This window comes from Caballeronia novacaledonica (assembly GCF_900258035.1).
GTDB classification, from domain to species: domain Bacteria; phylum Pseudomonadota; class Gammaproteobacteria; order Burkholderiales; family Burkholderiaceae; genus Caballeronia; species Caballeronia novacaledonica.
In genome coordinates, this window is the sequence record NZ_OGTP01000003.1 from 304,899 (window position 1) to 321,466 (window position 16,568).

Annotated in this window: 15 protein-coding genes; 2 read left to right on the forward strand and 13 right to left on the reverse strand. The window is 63.6% G+C overall.

Going from position 1 to position 16,568, the window contains the following annotated elements:
* Nucleotides 1-7: 7 nt before the first annotated feature.
* Both NOV72_RS07555 and NOV72_RS07560 read right to left on the reverse strand, forming a co-directional pair.
* Complete coding sequence (locus NOV72_RS07555) at nt 8-1,543, reverse strand: efflux transporter outer membrane subunit (RefSeq protein ID WP_106853962.1); 1,536 nt, start codon at nt 1,541-1,543, stop codon at nt 8-10.
* A gap of 186 nt (nt 1,544-1,729) precedes the next feature.
* Entirely contained in the window at nt 1,730-2,011 is a 282-nt protein-coding gene (locus tag NOV72_RS07560) for a hypothetical protein (RefSeq protein ID WP_106853963.1), read from the reverse strand.
* Between the two features lie 207 nt (nt 2,012-2,218).
* Here NOV72_RS07560 and NOV72_RS07565 point away from each other — a divergent pair, with 207 nt between their 5' ends.
* Nucleotides 2,219-2,713: a MarR family winged helix-turn-helix transcriptional regulator gene (locus NOV72_RS07565; protein WP_106853964.1), complete on the forward strand. Its 495-nt coding sequence runs from the start codon at nt 2,219-2,221 to the stop codon at nt 2,711-2,713.
* Between the two features lie 124 nt (nt 2,714-2,837).
* Complete coding sequence (locus tag NOV72_RS07570; RefSeq protein ID WP_106853965.1) at nt 2,838-4,400, forward strand: DHA2 family efflux MFS transporter permease subunit; 1,563 nt, start codon at nt 2,838-2,840, stop codon at nt 4,398-4,400.
* Between the two features lies 1 nt (nt 4,401).
* Here the strand turns inward: NOV72_RS07570 and NOV72_RS07575 are convergent, their stop codons facing one another.
* The 11 genes from NOV72_RS07575 to dapF form a co-directional block, all read right to left on the reverse strand.
* Nucleotides 4,402-4,917, reverse strand: a complete 516-nt coding sequence (locus NOV72_RS07575) for a hypothetical protein (RefSeq protein ID WP_106853966.1) — start codon at nt 4,915-4,917, stop codon at nt 4,402-4,404.
* 152 nt (nt 4,918-5,069) lie between these two features.
* On the reverse strand, nt 5,070-6,689 hold the full coding sequence (gene gshA / locus NOV72_RS07580; protein ID WP_106853967.1) for a glutamate--cysteine ligase: 1,620 nt from the start codon (nt 6,687-6,689) through the stop codon (nt 5,070-5,072).
* A gap of 219 nt (nt 6,690-6,908) precedes the next feature.
* Nucleotides 6,909-7,991 (reverse strand): bifunctional DNA-binding transcriptional regulator/O6-methylguanine-DNA methyltransferase Ada, encoded by a 1,083-nt coding sequence (gene ada / locus NOV72_RS07585; RefSeq protein WP_106853968.1) that lies wholly within the window; start codon nt 7,989-7,991, stop codon nt 6,909-6,911.
* A 337-nt stretch (nt 7,992-8,328) separates the two neighbouring features.
* Nucleotides 8,329-9,666 carry an ATP-dependent protease ATPase subunit HslU gene (gene hslU / locus NOV72_RS07590; RefSeq protein WP_106853969.1) on the reverse strand — a complete coding sequence of 446 codons (1,338 nt, stop codon included), beginning with the start codon at nt 9,664-9,666 and terminating at the stop codon, nt 8,329-8,331.
* Between the two features lie 12 nt (nt 9,667-9,678).
* A complete protein-coding gene (gene hslV / locus NOV72_RS07595) occupies nt 9,679-10,215 on the reverse strand; it encodes an ATP-dependent protease subunit HslV (RefSeq protein WP_106853970.1) in 537 nt (178 codons plus the stop codon).
* A gap of 372 nt (nt 10,216-10,587) precedes the next feature.
* Nucleotides 10,588-11,004 (reverse strand): RNA polymerase-binding protein DksA, encoded by a 417-nt coding sequence (gene dksA, locus NOV72_RS07600; protein ID WP_035499449.1) that lies wholly within the window; start codon nt 11,002-11,004, stop codon nt 10,588-10,590.
* Nucleotides 11,005-11,571: 567 nt separating this feature from the next.
* Nucleotides 11,572-12,633, reverse strand: a complete 1,062-nt coding sequence (locus NOV72_RS07605; protein ID WP_106853971.1) for a CobW family GTP-binding protein — start codon at nt 12,631-12,633, stop codon at nt 11,572-11,574.
* A 121-nt stretch (nt 12,634-12,754) separates the two neighbouring features.
* The gene (locus tag NOV72_RS07610; RefSeq protein WP_106853972.1) at nt 12,755-13,954 is read right to left on the reverse strand and encodes a class I SAM-dependent rRNA methyltransferase; all 1,200 of its coding nucleotides are present in this window, start codon (nt 13,952-13,954) and stop codon (nt 12,755-12,757) included.
* A gap of 37 nt (nt 13,955-13,991) precedes the next feature.
* Nucleotides 13,992-14,927 (reverse strand): tyrosine recombinase XerC, encoded by a 936-nt coding sequence (gene xerC / locus NOV72_RS07615; RefSeq protein WP_106853973.1) that lies wholly within the window; start codon nt 14,925-14,927, stop codon nt 13,992-13,994.
* A 2-nt stretch (nt 14,928-14,929) separates the two neighbouring features.
* The gene (locus NOV72_RS07620) at nt 14,930-15,649 is read right to left on the reverse strand and encodes a DUF484 family protein (protein ID WP_106853974.1); all 720 of its coding nucleotides are present in this window, start codon (nt 15,647-15,649) and stop codon (nt 14,930-14,932) included.
* A 15-nt stretch (nt 15,650-15,664) separates the two neighbouring features.
* Nucleotides 15,665-16,537, reverse strand: coding sequence for a diaminopimelate epimerase (gene dapF, locus NOV72_RS07625; protein ID WP_106853975.1), 873 nt, complete (start codon nt 16,535-16,537; stop codon nt 15,665-15,667).
* Between the last annotated feature and the right edge of the window lie 31 nt (nt 16,538-16,568).

Here is a 16,568-nt window from a genome sequence, read left to right on the forward strand (position 1 = left end):
AAGCCAATCAGCGATTCGCGGTTTGTGCCGCAGGGGCGGGCGCTTCCACGCCGCCCGTCTCGCGATCCATCTGCGCCACATCCCAGCCGCCGCCGAGCGCCTTCACCAGTCCCACAGACGACACCATGCGCTGCCCCGCGATATTCGCGAGCTTCTGCTGCGCGGTGAACGCGGTGGTCTGCGCGGTGAGCACGCTAATGAACGCGACCGTTCCCGCCTTGTATTGATTGTTGATGATCGCGAGCGCCTGCTGCGCCGATTCGACGGCCTGTTGCTGCACGACGATTTCCTTCTCCAGAATGCGCAGCGACGCGAGATTGTCCTCGACGTCCTGAAACGCGGTCAGCACCGTCTGCCGATACGTCGCAACATTCTGGTCGTAGACTGCGCGCGCGGCTTCGGTGCGCGCGGACCGCAGGCCGCCATCGAAGAGGGTCGCGGCGATGTCCGGCCCGAGCGTCCAGAAGCGCGAGGGCGCGCGCAGCAATTGCGACAGCACAGAGCTTTCGAAGCCGCCTTGCGCAGAAAGCGTGAGCGTCGGGAAATACGCGGCCATTTCGATGCCGATCTGCTCGTTCGCCGCCGCCGCCTTGCGCTCCGCCGACGCGATATCCGGCCGTCGTTCGAGCATCGCGGACGGCATTTGCACCGGCACGGTGGGCGGCGTGGCGTCGAGCGGTATCGGCGGAATGGAGAAGGTTGACGCCGGCTCGCCGACGAGCACCGCGATGGCGTGCTCGAACTGCGCGCGCGCGACGCCGTTATCGATGGCGGAAGCCTGCGCGGATTGCAGTTGCGTCTGCGCCTGAATCACGTCGGAGCGCGCGACGATGCCTTGCGCGTATTGATTCTGCGTGAGCTTGAGCGACTGCTCGTAGGCCGCGACGGTTTCGTCGAGGAGCTTCTGCTGCGCGTCGAGCGAGCGCAACTGGAAATAAGTCTGCGCGAGCGTGGCCTGCGCGGACAGGCGCGCGTTGGCGAGATCGGCTGCGGCGCCCTGTTGCCCGGCCTTCTGGGCAGTGACCGTGCGCGACACGCTGCCCCACAGGTCCGGTTCCCACGACGCGTCGAGCGAGAGGCTGTACTGGTTGTTCACCGAACCCTGCTGGCCGAGGCTCGAACTGCTGGTCGACCGGTTGCCCGCGCCCGTTCCTGAACGCGAAGCCGATGCCGACGCACCGATGGTCGGGAAATACGCCGCACGCGCTTCGCCGACGAGCGCGCGCGCCTGCCGGTACGCGGCCGCGAACTGTGCGATGCTCTGATTCGATTGATTCAGGCGCCCTTGGAGTTCGTTCAGGCGTTCGTCGTTGTAGATGGTCCACCAGGTGCCGCGATCGGTCTGGTCGGCGGGCTGCGCGACCTTCCAGCCTTCGGGCGCTTCCTTGTAACTGGCCGGGACCGCCGTCGTGGGGCGCTGGTAGTCGGGGCCGACCGCGCAACCGGCGATGAACATCGCAAGCGCGGCGGCGAGCGCCGTGGCGGTCAGCGGGCGCGTGACGGTGAGAGCGGGAAAGGCTGGAAGAGCGGGGCGATGCGGCATCTGCTTGTCGGGATTCCTGTCGGCGCCGCTCCGTTCGATGCGACGGACGCGGCAAGCCGAAATGGTAACGGAACGCGACGGGCGCTCGTTTTGCGCGCTCGTCAGGCAGACGTTAGCGTAACGGGTTCGCCGTAAGGCGGGTGTTACGCGGCAGCGGGAATCGGTTACGACGCGTTACGGGTGCCGTCACGCGCCGCTGGCGCCGCCACCGCCGGGGCACGGCGCGGCGAGCAGGGATCGGGTGGGCGTCTTCTTCGGCGTGGATGCTGCCGCCTTGCGCCGGGTCCGGTTCTCGAACCATCCCATTCCCAGCACCACGAACGAACCGCCCGGCAGCAGGAACACGATCAGATACAACGCGAGTTTCCACGAACTCAGCTTCGGCGGGACGAAGTGGCGGGAAGCGTTGACGATCAAGTTGCTAACGGGGCCGAAACGTCGGCGAGCGGTGCGAACAAAGCGGGTCATTGAATGGTCCTTCGGGCGTCGACGAGCGACGGCTGGGGGTCAGAACATAGTCTCGGGCGGCGCATCGAGCGCGTAACTCGTTGCATAGAATAATATTGACTGAGCAACTACTTTTCAAGATACTGCTGATTGCTTTTTCGCATCTGTTGCCGTATAGAGACGCGACGCAGTGTCGCAACCACGCATCAGCCGTTTGATCGATGCCGAATGAATAGCGAACCGCTTTACGATCCCGCCACGATTCAGCTCGAAACGAGCCTCGGCTACTATCTCGCCAAGGCGAGGAACGTGCTCGTCATGCGAACCGATCAGGCGCTGAAGCCGCTGGATCTCACATCGCCGCAAATCGGTGTGATGTTGCTGCTGGCGTCGGGGCGGGCGCGCACGCCGCTCGAGTTGTCGCGCGAAATGTCCTACGACAGCGGCTCCATGACGCGCATGCTCGACCGCCTCGAAAAGAAAGGCTTCGTGAGCCGGACGCGCAGCGAGGCGGATCGGCGAATCGTCGAACTGAGTCTGACGGAGCGCGGGCGCGACGCGGCCGGACAATTGCCAGTGATCGGCGCGGCGGTGCTCAACGAGCAGTTGCGCGGTTTCAGCCGCGCGGAGCTGGATCTGCTGATCGCGATGCTCGTGCGCATCGTCGATAATTCGCCGGCAGGAGATTGCGCGCCGTGCTCGTTCGATGAAGCATTACCCTGATTGATCCGACGAAAGCCGCGTTTTCTTGCGCGGATTTCACTGTCTGAGCAGAGAATGCCGCGACAAGAATAATTTGCGAGTTATGCGCGTTATTGAGCGCAGTTCACGCGCCGGAGAACCGAAGATGTCCACATCCGCGACCAGCACGCCCGCCACGCCACCCGCGCCCATGCCGCTCACGGGCGGCATTCTCGCCCTGTTGACGATGGGCCTCGCGCTCGGCACCTTCATGGAAGTGCTCGACACGTCGATCGCGAACGTCGCGGTGCCGACCATCTCCGGCAATCTCGGCGTGGCGACGAGCGAAGGCACGTGGGTGATTTCGTCGTACTCCGTCGCGTCGGCGATCGCGGTTCCGCTGACCGGCTGGCTCGCGCGGCGCGTCGGCGAGGTCAAGCTGTTCACCATTTCCGTGCTGCTGTTTTCGGTCGCATCGGCGCTCTGCGGCCTCGCGCACAACTTCGAATCGCTGATCGCGTTCCGGCTGCTGCAAGGTCTCGTTTCCGGCCCGATGGTCCCGCTGTCGCAAACCATCCTCATGCGCAGCTATCCGCCGGAAAAACGCGGCCTCGCGCTCGGCCTCTGGGCGATGACCGTGATCGTCGCGCCGATTTTCGGCCCGGTGATGGGCGGCTACATCACCGATAACTTCACCTGGCCGTGGATCTTCTATATCAACGTGCCGATCGGCGTATTTTCGGCGGCGATCGCGTTCTTTCTGCTGCGCGGCCATGAGACGAAGACGACGAAACAGCGCATCGACGGTGTCGGGCTCGCGCTGCTCGTGATCGGCGTCGCGAGCCTGCAAATGATGCTCGACCTCGGCAAGGACCGCGACTGGTTCAGTTCCAGTTTCATCGTGACGCTGGCGATCGTGTCGGCGGTGTCGCTCGCGTTCATGTTCGCGTGGGAGCTGACGGAGAAGGAGCCCGTCATCGATCTTTCGCTGTTCCGCGACCGCAATTTCGCGATGGGCGTGCTCATCACGTCGCTCGGCTTCCTGGCGTTCTTCGGCTCGGTCGTGGTGCTGCCGCTGTGGCTGCAAACCGTGCTCGGCTACACGCCGTGGCTCGCGGGCCTCGCGACGGCGCCGGTCGGCATTCTCGCGCTCGTGCTCTCGCCGATGATCGGGCAGAACATGCATCGGCTGAACCTGCGCGTCGTCGCCAGTTTCGCGTTTATGACGTTCGCGTTCGTGTCGCACTGGAACTCGACGTTCACGCTCGACACGCCGTTCCACGAGATCATCTATCCGCGCCTGATTCAGGGCATCGGCGTTGCGTGCTTTTTCGTGCCGATGACGACGATCACGCTCTCCAGCGTCTCCGACGAACGGCTGGCGGGCGCGGCGGGATTGTCGAACTTTCTGCGGACCTTGTCGGGCGCGATCGGCACGGCGGTCAGCACGACCTTCTGGGAGAACGACATGATCCGCCATCATGCGCGGCTCACGGAATCGGTCACGCCGTATTCGGCGGGAACCACGGCTTACTCGGATCTGCTTTCGGGACTCGGTTTGTCGGGACAATCGCTGACGGCGCAACTGGATCGCGTGGTGTCGGCGCAGGCGTACATGATGTCGACCAACGACTTCTTCCGCATCTCGTTCTATGCGTTTCTCGTGCTGGCCGTGATGGTCTGGCTGACGCGGCCGAAGAAGGGCGCGTCAGCCTCGACGGGACATTGAGTTACTGAGGCGTGAGCGGCGTCGCCGACTGTCCTGGCTGATCGAGCGGCGTCACCTGCACGCCGCCGGGCGCGGGTGCGGGCGCGGCTTGCGGCGTGCCGGATTTGCGCAGTCCCGGACCGTTCCGGATGAACTGCTTGAAGTCGGCGCCCGCTTCCCACGGATTCGGCTGGCAGCCCAGCGGATTGTCGCAATGCGCGGCGAAACCGATCGTCGCGGTGCCTTCGTTGGTCGGCGTCTTGGTGATCTGATACGCGAGCGCGCGCTTGCCGCTCGACGGTCCGGCGGTCTGGATGATCGAATCCGTGACGGTCTGCAGCTTGTATTCCGAATGATTCGTCACCCACACTTGCGCGCGCGCCCACCAGGCGTCGCATTCGGCCTTGCTCATGCACGTGAGCGGCTGAGTGGCCTGCTCCATGACGGTGCTGCTGACCTGATCCTGCACCGCGCAGCCGCCCATGAGCGCGAGCGACGCCGCTCCCAGCGCGATCGCGCCGAACATCTTCTTTTTCATTGCTCCCCCGATCGTCGAAAAGTCGGCCATATTTTGACCCCTCAAATCGGATGACGTTGTGACGCGTTTCCCTCTGTTGCAGAAGCCGGTAATCATTGCCGGCGCGTAGGGATATCGGTCCGGAAAAATCTGCCTGTCGCGAGCCGGCGCGATCACGCGCTTGCGGGGTTCAGCGTGTAGACCTGATACGCCGCGATGAATGCATCGAACGATTCGGTGTCGCTGCTTTCGACCACAGCCTGTTCCACGAGCGATTTCGCCGCAAGCTCTTCCATCGCGCGTTCCTCGTCGACGGAAAGCGGGCGGGAGCGGAAGTCTTCAGCATGACGCGCGCTGAGTTCGAGCGCGAATTCGTCGAAGGTCTGCTGCTTGTCGCGCATCGTTTGCAGCACGCGAGCGGACGGCGTGAGCGATGCATCGGCGATACGCGGCCGCAGCGCTGTCAGCGCACGCATGTGTTCTTCGTTGCCGTTGAGCGCGTCGAGCGTCCTCGCGACGGGTTCGATCGCGTCGAAAAGCTCTTCCGCCCATTGCTGCATCGGCACGCTCGCGCCGTCGCGCTGCAGCGTGAGGCCCGGCTTGCGGCCTTCCTTCGCCACGACGCTGAAATTGCCGTTCGCTTCGATGCTCGCGTCGTACGGCAGCAGCGGGCTGTCTTCCAGCGCGCAATAGAGCAGATAGGCGTCGAGAAAACGTGCGGTTTCGAGCGAGATGCCGGTCGGTTCGAACGGATCGATGTCCAGGCAGCGCACTTCGATGTACTGCACGCCGCGCTCCGCCAACGCGTGCAGCGGACGCTCGCCCGAATGCGTGACGCGCTTTGGGCGGATCGTCGAGTAGAACTCGTTTTCGATCTGCAGCACGTTCGCGTTGATCTGCAGCCATTCGCCGTCGCGCCGCGTGCCGATGGCCTCATACGGCGCATACGGCTGACTCACGGCTTTGGCGAGCACGTCGAGATAGGCGTCGAGATTGTCGTAGCTCGGCAGCAAATCCGCCTGCGCGGGATTGTTCGCGTAGCCGAGATCGCTCATGCGCAGGCTGGTCGCGTGCGGCAGGTGGAACGTGTCGGCATCGAACTTTTCGAGCTGATGCGCCTTGCCTTCGACGAAGCGTTTATTCAGCGCCGGCGACGCTCCGAACAGATACATCAACAGCCAGTTCGTGCGGCGGAAATTGCGGATCTGCGCGAAGTAGCGTTCGGACTGAAAGTCTTTCGCGGACAGCGTGCTCGCGTTGTCGAGCGTCTGCCACGCGCGCCACACCGCTTCGTTGAGCGAATAGTTGTAGTGGATGCCCGCGATGCATTGCATCGTGCGGCCATAACGCAGCGCGAGCCCGCGCCGGTACACGTTCTTCAGCCTGCCGATATTCGACGTGCCGTAATAGCCGAACGGAATTTCGTCCTCGGGCGGCAGCGAGTTCGGCATCGAATCGTTCCACAGCAGCTCGTCGCCCATGTGCGCGTAGGCGAAGCGATGCAGCGCGTCGAGGCGATCGAGCGTGATCGACACATCGGACTCGGCGGGCGTGATGAGCTCGACGAGCGCCTCGGAGTAATCGGTCGTGATGAGCGGATGCGTCAGCGCCGAACCGAACGAACGCGGATGCGGCGTCATCGCGAGCTTGCCTTGCGGCGTCACGCGCAGACTTTCTTTCTCGATGCCGCGCAAGCCCTGACGCAACGCGTCGGCGTGAGGGCCGGACGCGAGCGCGGCAAGCCTGCGCTCGTAAGCGCCGGTCTTGGAGTGAGCGGAATTCTTGTTTGCCATTGAACCGATCTGCGAGGAGCGCGAGCGGCGTGCGCCCGGTCGTATTTTTAGGGTAGCGGGCACTTTAACATCTCGATCTAAGACGTGCTTGCACCCAGAACCAGCAAGGGATTGCGGGTTTTTCGGGGAATTCGCGCGGCGCGTTGGGGAGCCGCTTTGGGCGGCTCGCGAGGGAAAACGTAGCGCTCGCGCGTCATGTCGACGGCGAGCGCCCGAGCTTCATGCGACTTCGTTGGTTTCGTTGCGGGCGCGCTCGGTTTCGAGCAACGCTTCCTTGCGCGGCTTGCCCCAGCGATAACCCGCGATCGCCCCGTCCTTGCCGATCACGCGATGACATGGAATCGCGAGCGCCACCGGATTCGACGCGCACGCATTGGCCACCGCCCGCACCGCGCGCGGCGAACCGAGCGATTCGGCGATCTCGGTGTAACTGCGCGTCTGGCCGTACGGAATGGAGCGCAACGCGTCCCACACGCGCCGCTGGAACGCGGTCGCGCCGATATCGAGCGGCAAGTCGAAACGCTCGCGCGTGCCTTGCAGATAAGCGCGAATCTGCGCGATGAACGGCTCCATTTTCGTCGAATCCTCGACGCGTTCGGCTTGCGCGAAGTCGGCGGCGAGCTGTTCGGCGAGCGTGTTCGCATCGTCGCCGAATGCGATCTTGCAGACGCCCTTGTCAGTGGCAGCGACCAGCACCGTGCCGAGCGGCGTCGCGGCGGTCGCGAAACGCACGGTCAGCCCGGCGCCCTTGCGCTTGTACGCCGACGGCGTCATGCCCAGTTCCGCCGGCACGGCCTCATACATGCGCGATGGCGAACCGAAGCCGGCGTCGTGCGTCGCGCGCGTGACGTCGCGGCCGCGCTGCAACGCGTCGCGCAGCACGCCCGCGCGTTGCGCCGCCTGATACTGCCGCGGCGAAATGCCGACGATCCGAGAAAACAGGCGCTGAAGATGGAACGGGCTCACATGAACGGCGTCGCTCAATTGCGCGAGCGTCATGCGCTGCTGTGGATCGGCGTCGAGCACCTTGCATGCGCGTTCGACGATCGCCAGTTCACGCGGCAGGCTCGTCGGCTGGCAGCGTTTGCAGGCGCGGTATCCGGCTGCGACGGCTGCGTCGGTCGTCGGAAAGAACTCGACGTTCTCGCGACGCGGCGCACGCGAAGCGCACGACGGACGGCAGAACACGCCGGTCGTGCGCACGGCGAAGAAGAAGGCGCCGTCGGCGCGCTCGTCGCGATCGACGACGGCCTGCCAGCGGCATTCATCGGATGAAAATACGGAATCGGCTGCGGTTTTCATGACGACCTCGGTGGCTCGTGGGTATGGGACCACTGTAGAGCCGCGCAAATGAGGTTACGCGCCGTTTCTTGCTCTGTCATCGACGGGCGAAATCCAAAAAGTGACGCGCAGATACCACAAATGGAAGCTATAGGGGTTTTTACCGAAATTTCTATTGCGTCGCATCAAGCGCCTGTGTATGATTGGAACTGTCTCCTCCATGTCTCCTCCTGATATGGATTCAGCCCGCCAACCTAGGCGGGCTTTTTTTCGTCCGCGTTTTTTGCGGCTCGGAATGCTGCGGGCACAAAAAAACCGGGCCTCGCAGCCCGGTTCTTTCTTGGCAGCGCCGCCGCCGTTACAGCACGTAGCGCGACAAATCCTCGTCCTGAGCAACGTCGCCGAGCGCGCGGTCCACGTAAGCCGCGTCGATGCGCACCGGCTGGCCCGCATGATTGCCCGCCGCGAACGACACTTCCTCCAGCAGCTTTTCGATGACCGTATAAAGCCGTCGCGCGCCGATGTTCTCGGTCTTTTCGTTCACCGAAAACGCGATTTCCGCGAGACGCCGGATGCCCTCGTCGGCGAAATCGAGCTCGACGTCTTCCGTCGCGAGCAACGCCTTGTACTGCTTGACGAGGCTGGCGTCGGTCGAATTCAGGATCGATTCGAAGTCCCCGACCGAAAGCGAATCCAGCTCGACGCGAATCGGAAAACGCCCTTGCAGCTCGGGAATCAGGTCGCTCGGCTTCGCCAGATGGAACGCGCCGCTCGCGATGAACAGGATGTGATCGGTCTTGATCATCCCGTACTTCGTGTTGATGGTCGTGCCCTCGACGAGCGGCAGCAGGTCGCGCTGCACGCCCGCGCGCGACACTTCGGCCCCGCCCGTCTCGCTGCGCGACGCGATCTTGTCGATTTCATCGAGAAACACGATGCCGTTCTGCTCGACGTTCTGCACCGCCTTGCTCTTGACCTCTTCGTCGTTGAGCAGCTTGCCGGCTTCTTCGTCCGTGAGGAGCTTGAGCGCTTCCTTGACCTTCACCTTGCGCCGCGTCTTCTTGCCGCCGCCGATGTTCGCGAACATCGAACGGATCTGCTCGGTCATGTCTTCCATGCCCGGCGGCCCCATGATGTCCATGCCGACTTGCGGCATTTCAACGTCGAGCTCGATTTCCTTGTCGTCGAGCGCGCCTTCGCGCAGGCGCTTGCGGAACGTCTGGCGCGTGGCGTTATCGCCTTCGCTGCTCGACTCCGCCGCGCCGAAACCGACCGGGCGCGCGCTCGGCAACAGGATGTCGAGAATGCGGTCTTCGGCGCGATCTTCCGCCTTGGTGCGCACTTTCTTCATCTCGGATTCGCGCGTCTGCTTGACGGAAATCTCGATCAGATCGCGCACGATGCTGTCCACGTCGCGCCCGACGTAGCCCACTTCGGTGAACTTGGTCGCTTCGATCTTGATGAACGGCGCGTCCGCGAGCTTGGCGAGACGGCGCGCGATCTCGGTCTTGCCGACGCCCGTCGGCCCGATCATCAGAATGTTCTTCGGCGTGATTTCCTGGCGCAGCGGCTCGGCGACCTGCTGGCGGCGCCAGCGGTTGCGCAGCGCGACGGCAACCGCCTTTTTCGCGCGTCCTTGGCCGATGATGTGCTTGTCGAGTTCGGAGACGATTTCGGAGGGAGTCATGGTGGTCATCGCTTGGGTCCTTTATTCGATCGTCTCGATGACGCGATTGTGATTGGTGTAGATGCACATGTCGCCGGCGATGGTGAGCGCTTTCTCGACGACATCGCGCGGCGCGAGATCGGTATTCTCGATGAGCGCCTGCGCCGCGGCTTGCGCGTAGGCGCCGCCCGAGCCGATCGCGGCGATGCCGTGCTCGGGATCGAGCACGTCGCCGTTGCCGGTGATGACGAGCGTCGTGTCCTTGTCGGCGGTGATCAGCATGGCTTCGAGCCGGCGCAGCATGCGGTCGGTACGCCAGTCTTTCGCCAGTTCGACGGCGGCGCGGGTCAGATTGCCCTGATGCTTCTCGAGCTTCGCTTCGAATCGGTCGAGCAGCGAGAACGCGTCGGCGGTGCCGCCGGCGAAGCCGACCAGCACCTTGCCGCCATAGATGCGGCGCACTTTCTTCGCACCGCCTTTCATGACGATGTTGCCGAGCGTCACCTGACCATCGCCGCCCAGCGCGACCTTGCCGTCGCGGCGCACGGAGACGATGGTCGTGCCGTGAAATTGTTCCATGTGCGTTCCTTGTGAAAACCTGAAGGACGCGGGGCGGTTTCGTCGTCGAGCGACCGGCCGCCGCGCAGTCGAGAATTCGATGGAGTGCACGGCGCGGGGTTCCGTCCGGGATCGAGCCCTGGCGGACGGCGCCGCGCACGCGCCTGCCGCGATGCGGCTTTTGCGGGGCGCGTCGAATGCATTTTAGGGCGGCGGGAGATTTATCAAGTCGCGCGGTGCCGACGCCCGTCGCTTTTACGTGTCGGAACGCAAAAAAGGCACCCCTTCGATGAGTGCCTTTTTTCCTGATGCGGATGCTTGCATGCAGCTTTTTGCGGCGGCGTCTTCCCCGTGGCGGGCTGGTCCCGCGACGCTCGCCTGCCGACAGCGATTTCAGTCGCCGAAAAGTTTCTGGCGCAGTTCGCGGCGTTCCTGAGCTTCGAGCGAGAGCGTGGCCGTCGGGCGCGCGAGCAGGCGCGGAATGCCGATCGGTTCGCCGGTCTCTTCGCACCAGCCGTAATCGCCCGAATCGATGCGCGCGAGCGACTGCTGCACCTTCTTCAGAAGCTTGCGCTCGCGATCACGCGTGCGCAGTTCCAGCGCATGTTCTTCCTCGATGGTCGCGCGATCCGCCGGGTCCGGCACGATCACCGTTTCCCGCAGATTTTCGGTCGTCTGGCCGGCATTCTTCAGAATGTCCGCTTGCAACTGTTCGAGCCGGTTTTTGAAGAAGGCGAGTTGATCCTCGTTCATGTAGTCCTTCTCGCTCATCTTCAGGATTTCGGCTTCGGTCAAGAGTTTCGTTGTCATCTGCTTGCTTCTTCAATGTAAGGCGATGTCTTCGCAACGCCCGCACTTGCGTTGCCCGCATGCAGCGCGCCAATACGCTTGGGTCGCGCGACGCGCCGATGCGGGGCCGAACTCCTCTGGAAACCGATCTTGGATGATGCTCCGGAAGACCGGGCGCATTCGCATGGCCCCGGATTTCCGGCCCCGGTGCTCTGTCTTGATTTGCCTTCCCCCGGCAAATCGAGGCATCGTCCCGACGGGACATCCCTTCTCCTAATATTCGCAGGGCGAGCGCCATGATAAACGCGCATCCGGCGAAACTGCCCTTCTCCAGTGGGGCTGTATTGTAACTGAACCGCAAATTCCGGCTAAACCTACGGAAAACCCTGTCAATTCGCGCCGGAATTTCAAAAATATAACGCTTGGACGTGCAAAAAGCGATGTCGGTTCGTGGCCCCGACTACATACGCGCACCGAAAGTCAATCATGAAAAACGCCGCACGCGAGGCATTCGCGTGCGGCGATTTTTTCTGACGCCCGTTCCTCGCCTCGCGTGAATTGCACAACCCAAGCGAGATGCGTGCCGGATTACTTCACGAGGCAGGCGTCGAGGCCGTCGGTGATCAAATCCTTCGGCAATTCGATGCCGATGAACACCATTTTGCTGTTCTTCTTCTCGACCGGCATCCACTTGCCGGCGAGGTCGCTGCCCATCATCTGATGCACGCCCTGGAACACGACCTTACGATCGACGCCCTTCATATACAGCACGCCCTTGTAGCGCAGCAGGCGTTCGCCATAGATCTGCAGAATTCCGCCGAGGAAGTCTTCGAGGCGGTTCGGATCGAACGGCTTGTCGCTGCGATACACGAACGACTTGATCTTGTCGTCGTGGTGCGCGTGATGATGATGTCCGTGCTCGTGATCGTGGCTGTGATCGTGGCCGCAGGTCGAATGATCGTGATCGTGGTCATGCGCGTGATCGTGATCGTGATCGTCTTCGGCGAGGAAGTCCGGATCGATTTCGAGCTTCGAATTCAGGTTGAAGCCGCGCAGGTCGAAGATTTCCTTGATGTCGGCGTCGCCGAAATTCACGACCTTGATCGCCGCGCGCGGGTTCATGTGCAGCAGCCGATGCTTCAGCGCTTCGAGTTCGTCGGCGGAAACGAGATCGGACTTCGTGATGAACAGGCGATCCGCGAAACCGACCTGGCGCTGCACCACTTCGTGTTGATCGAGCTGGGATTCCGCGTGCTTCGCATCGACGAGCGTGATGATCGCGTCGAGCAGGAATTCGTCGGCGACGGTGTTGTCCATGAAGAACGTCTGCGCGACCGGCCCCGGATTCGCGAGACCGGTGGTCTCGATCACGACGCGGTCGAAACCGAGCGTGCCCGCCTTCTTGCGGTTCGCGAGATCTTCGAGCGCGCGCGCCAGATCGCCGCGGATCGTGCAGCAGATGCAGCCGTTGCTCATCTGGACGATCTGCTCGTTCGTTTCCTGCACGAGAATTTCGTTGTCGATGTTCTCTTCGCCGAATTCGTTCTCGATCACGGCGATCTTCATGCCGTGTTTCTCGTTCAGGATGCGCTTGAGCAGCGTGGTTTTGCCGCTGCCCAGAAAACCGGTCAGGATGGTTACGGGGATCATGGTGTCGCCTGTGTCCTTGTCTGTGATACGTAGATCGCACTGAATCGGCTATTGAAACATATTTGTCAAGCCGACGCTTCCGCGCGCCGTGCGGCGGTGCATCGCGGCTAAATTAGGCCGATCAGTCGATTTGCAACAGCAGCCCTTTCAGGTATTCGCCTTCCGGGAACGCCGTCAGCAGCGGATGATCGACGCCCGCGCCCAGGCGTTTCAGGATTCGCGCATCGACACGCGCGTCGGCGGCCGCGCCCGCGACGATCTTCTGGAACAGGTCGGAATCGATCGCGCCGGAGCACGAATACGTGAAGAGCAGCCCGCCCGGACGCAGCAATTTGAAGCCGCTCAGGTTGATGTCCTTGTACGCGCGCGCGGCGCGATCGACGGTTTCCTTCGACGGCGCGAACTTCGGCGGATCGAGCACGATCAGGTCGAAGCGCCGGCCTTCGTCGTAGAGACGGCGCAGCGTCTTGAAGGCGTCGGCGTCGAGCCATTCGGCTTTTTCCGCGTCGAAGCCGTTTGCCGTGACGTTTTCCCGCGCGAGCGCGAGCGCTTCTCCGGACGAATCGACGGACACCACGCGCGTCGCCCCGCCTTTCATCGCGGCAAGCGAAAAGCCGCCGGTGTAGCAAAAGCAGTTCAGCACTTCGCGGCCTTGCGCGTTCTGCGCGACGAGCACGCGGTTGTCGCGCTGATCGACATAGAAGCCCGTCTTGTGGCCATTGCGCACGTCGACGTGATAGCGCACGCCGCATTCGTTCGTGACGAGCGTTTCGGGCGGCGCGTCGCCGGCGAGCACGCCGGTCGTCTGTTCGAGGCCTTCCTTCTGGCGGATCGACACGTCCGAGCGCTCGTAGACATTCGGGCAGCCGGTCGCGGCGATCAGCGCTTCGACGATCGCTTCCTTCCACGCTTCGACGCCCGTCGCCATGAACTGGCAGACGAGCTGCGCGTGTTCGCCGACGTCCGCGACGTAGAAATCGACGATCAGTCCCGGCAAGCCGTCCGCTTCGCCGAAAATGAGACGCGTGGCGCCGGTGTCCTTCACCATCGTCCGGCGATGCGCGACCGCGCGCTGCACGCGGCGCTTGAAGAACGCGTGATCGACGGGCTCGCTTTCGTCGAAGGTCCAGACGCGCGCGCGAATCTGCGAATGCGGGCTGTACGAGGCGCGCGCGAGAAAGCGGCCATCGGCGGCGCGCACGGTGACGGTGGCGCCTGGCGCCGGGTTGCCGTCGATGCGCGCGATGGCGTTCGCGTAAATCCACGGATGGCGGCGGACGAGCGATTTGTCCTTCGCCGGTTTGAGCGTGATGGTGTTCATTGCGGTGACAAGTGCAGCGCGCGAGGCGCTGTCGGGATCAATCGCGCTTCTTTGCGCGCGGGTGCGCCGCATCGTAGACGCGGGCGAGATGCTGAAAATCGAGCGACGTATAAACCTGCGTCGCCGTGATGCTCGCGTGGCCCAGCAGTTCCTGCACCGCGCGCAGATCGCCGCTCGATTGCAGGACATGCGTGGCGAAAGAATGCCGCAGCACGTGCGGATGGACGTTCGACGGAATGCCCGCCAGCAGCGCGAGCCGCTTCACGCGCTCGCGCACCACGCCGGGCGACATGCGATTGCCGCGCACCGAGAGAAAGAGCGCGTGCGGATCGAGCTTGACGAACTCGCCGCGCACGGCGATCCAGGCGTGCAATGCTTCGATCGCCTTGCTGCCGACCGGCACTTTGCGCATGCGCTTTCCTTTGCCCAGAACCGTGACTTCCGCGCTCTCCAGATCGATCCAGCCTTCCGACGTATGTTCTTTCGTATCGACGTGGCGCACGTCCAGCCCGACGAGTTCCGCGAGCCGCAGGCCCGACGAATAGAACAGTTCGAGGATCGCGTGATCGCGCTGCGCTTCGGTCGTGCCGGCTTGCGGCGTGTCCATGAGCCTCATGGCGTCATCGACGGAAAGCGCTTTCGGCAGCGTTTTTTCGCGCTTCGGCGCGCGCACCGTCGCGACGGGATTCGCGGGCATTTCGACACGCTCGGCGAGCCATCGATAAAACGCGCGCCACGCCGACAGCCGATGCGCGATCGAACGCGACGACAGCCCGCCCGCATGCGCCCGCACGACCGCGCCGCGAATGTCGCTCGCGATCAGGGTTTCCAGCGGACGGCCCTTGGCGAGCGCGCGCAGTTCGCTCAACTCGTGCGTATAGCCGCGCAGCGTGTGCTCCGAGAGATGCCGCTGATGCTCCAGCATCGCGAGATACTCCGCGATCACGCTGTCTTCGGGCGGGGCGGCGTCCATGTTCAGTGCGGCAGCAAGCGCGAGAGCGCGGCGCTCGCCAACGCGCCGATCTGCGTGAGGAAATCTGTGGCCATGCCGTCGTGGAAGCGGCGCGGATCGGGCGAGCCCATCACGAGCAGGCCGAAGCTCGGTGCGTCCGGACCGGCTTGCGGATCGCGCAGTGCGATCAGCGAGACGGATTCGATCTTGCGGTCGGTGTCGGGCGGGCCGTCGCTGGGCGGAACTGTCGCCGAGGCCGAGTTCACCGCGCCGAGCCACTGCGCCGCCGCGAAGCCCGTGTTCGCGCCGCAGTACGGCGTGGCGAGTCCGCTCGTGAAGATGCGCACTTCCTCGCCGACCTGACGCGCGAAATCCGCCTGCCGATACGCTTCGTCGATATCCCACACGCGCAGCGCGGCGTGCGGCACGTCGAAGACTTCGCACAGGCCTTTGCTGATCGTCGCGGGCAACGCATACGGGTCTCGCTGCGAAATCACGCGCGCGGTCCAGCGGTTGAACTTGGTCGAGATGCTGTCGTTTTCGTGACCGTAGCGCAGCAGTTCGGCGAGACGGCGTTCGAGCTGCTTGTTCTTGTCGCGCAGCATTTCCATCTGGCGTTCTTGCAGCGACACGGCGGCCTTGCCGTGCGGATTCGAAAGCCGGATGGTGCCGAGCAGTTCCGCGTGCTCGGCGAAAAAATCGGGGTTGTCGAGCAGATAGTCGGCGACTTCGCGTGGATTCATGGTGACGTGTGTGCGTTAGACGATGCGATCGAGCTCGATCTCACCCTCGAAAACGGTCGCGGCGGGGCCCGCCATGAAGAGCGCGGCGGATCCGTCGCGCGCGCCGTCCCAGTTGATCGTGAGCGTGCCGCCATGCGTTTCGACGCGCACGGGCGTATCGAGCACGCCGCGCCGGATGCCGGCGGCGACCGCCGCGCACGCGCCCGTGCCGCACGCGAGCGTTTCGCCCGCGCCGCGCTCGTAGACGCGCAGTTTCACCGAATGACGATCGACGATCTGCATGAAGCCCGCGTTGACGCGCTTCGGAAAGCGCGCGTGGCGCTCGATGAGCGGACCTTCGCTCAGGACCGGATACGCCTCGACGTCGTCGACGATCTGCACCGCGTGCGGATTGCCCATCGACACGACGGAGATCAGGCGCGTTTCGCCATTCACGTCGAGCGGCCAGAGCGTGTCGTTGCCTTGCCTGCGGCCTTCGAGCCCTTGCGCGTCGAACGGAACGCGCGGCGGATCGAATACCGGCGTGCTCATGTCGACGACGACTTCGCCGTTCTCCTGCATCGTCAACGTGATAATGCCGTTCTGCACCTGCACGCGCACGGTGGACGCGCCGGTCAGCCGGCGATCGCGCACGAACTTCACGAAGCAGCGCGCGCCGTTGCCGCAATGCTCGACCTCGCCGCCATCGCAATTGAAGATGCGGTACTTGAAGTCGACGCCATCGATGGTCGGCTTTTCCACCAGCAGCAACTGATCCGCGCCCACGCCGAAATGGCGGTTCGCGAGCGCGCGCACCTGGGCCGCGGTCAGATCGAGCGCCTGCGTGTAGCCGTCGAGCACGACGAAGTCGTTACCCGCGCCTTGCATCTTGGTGAATTTGAGTTTCATGGCGCTATTGTATGTGACCCGCAAGTGCGGC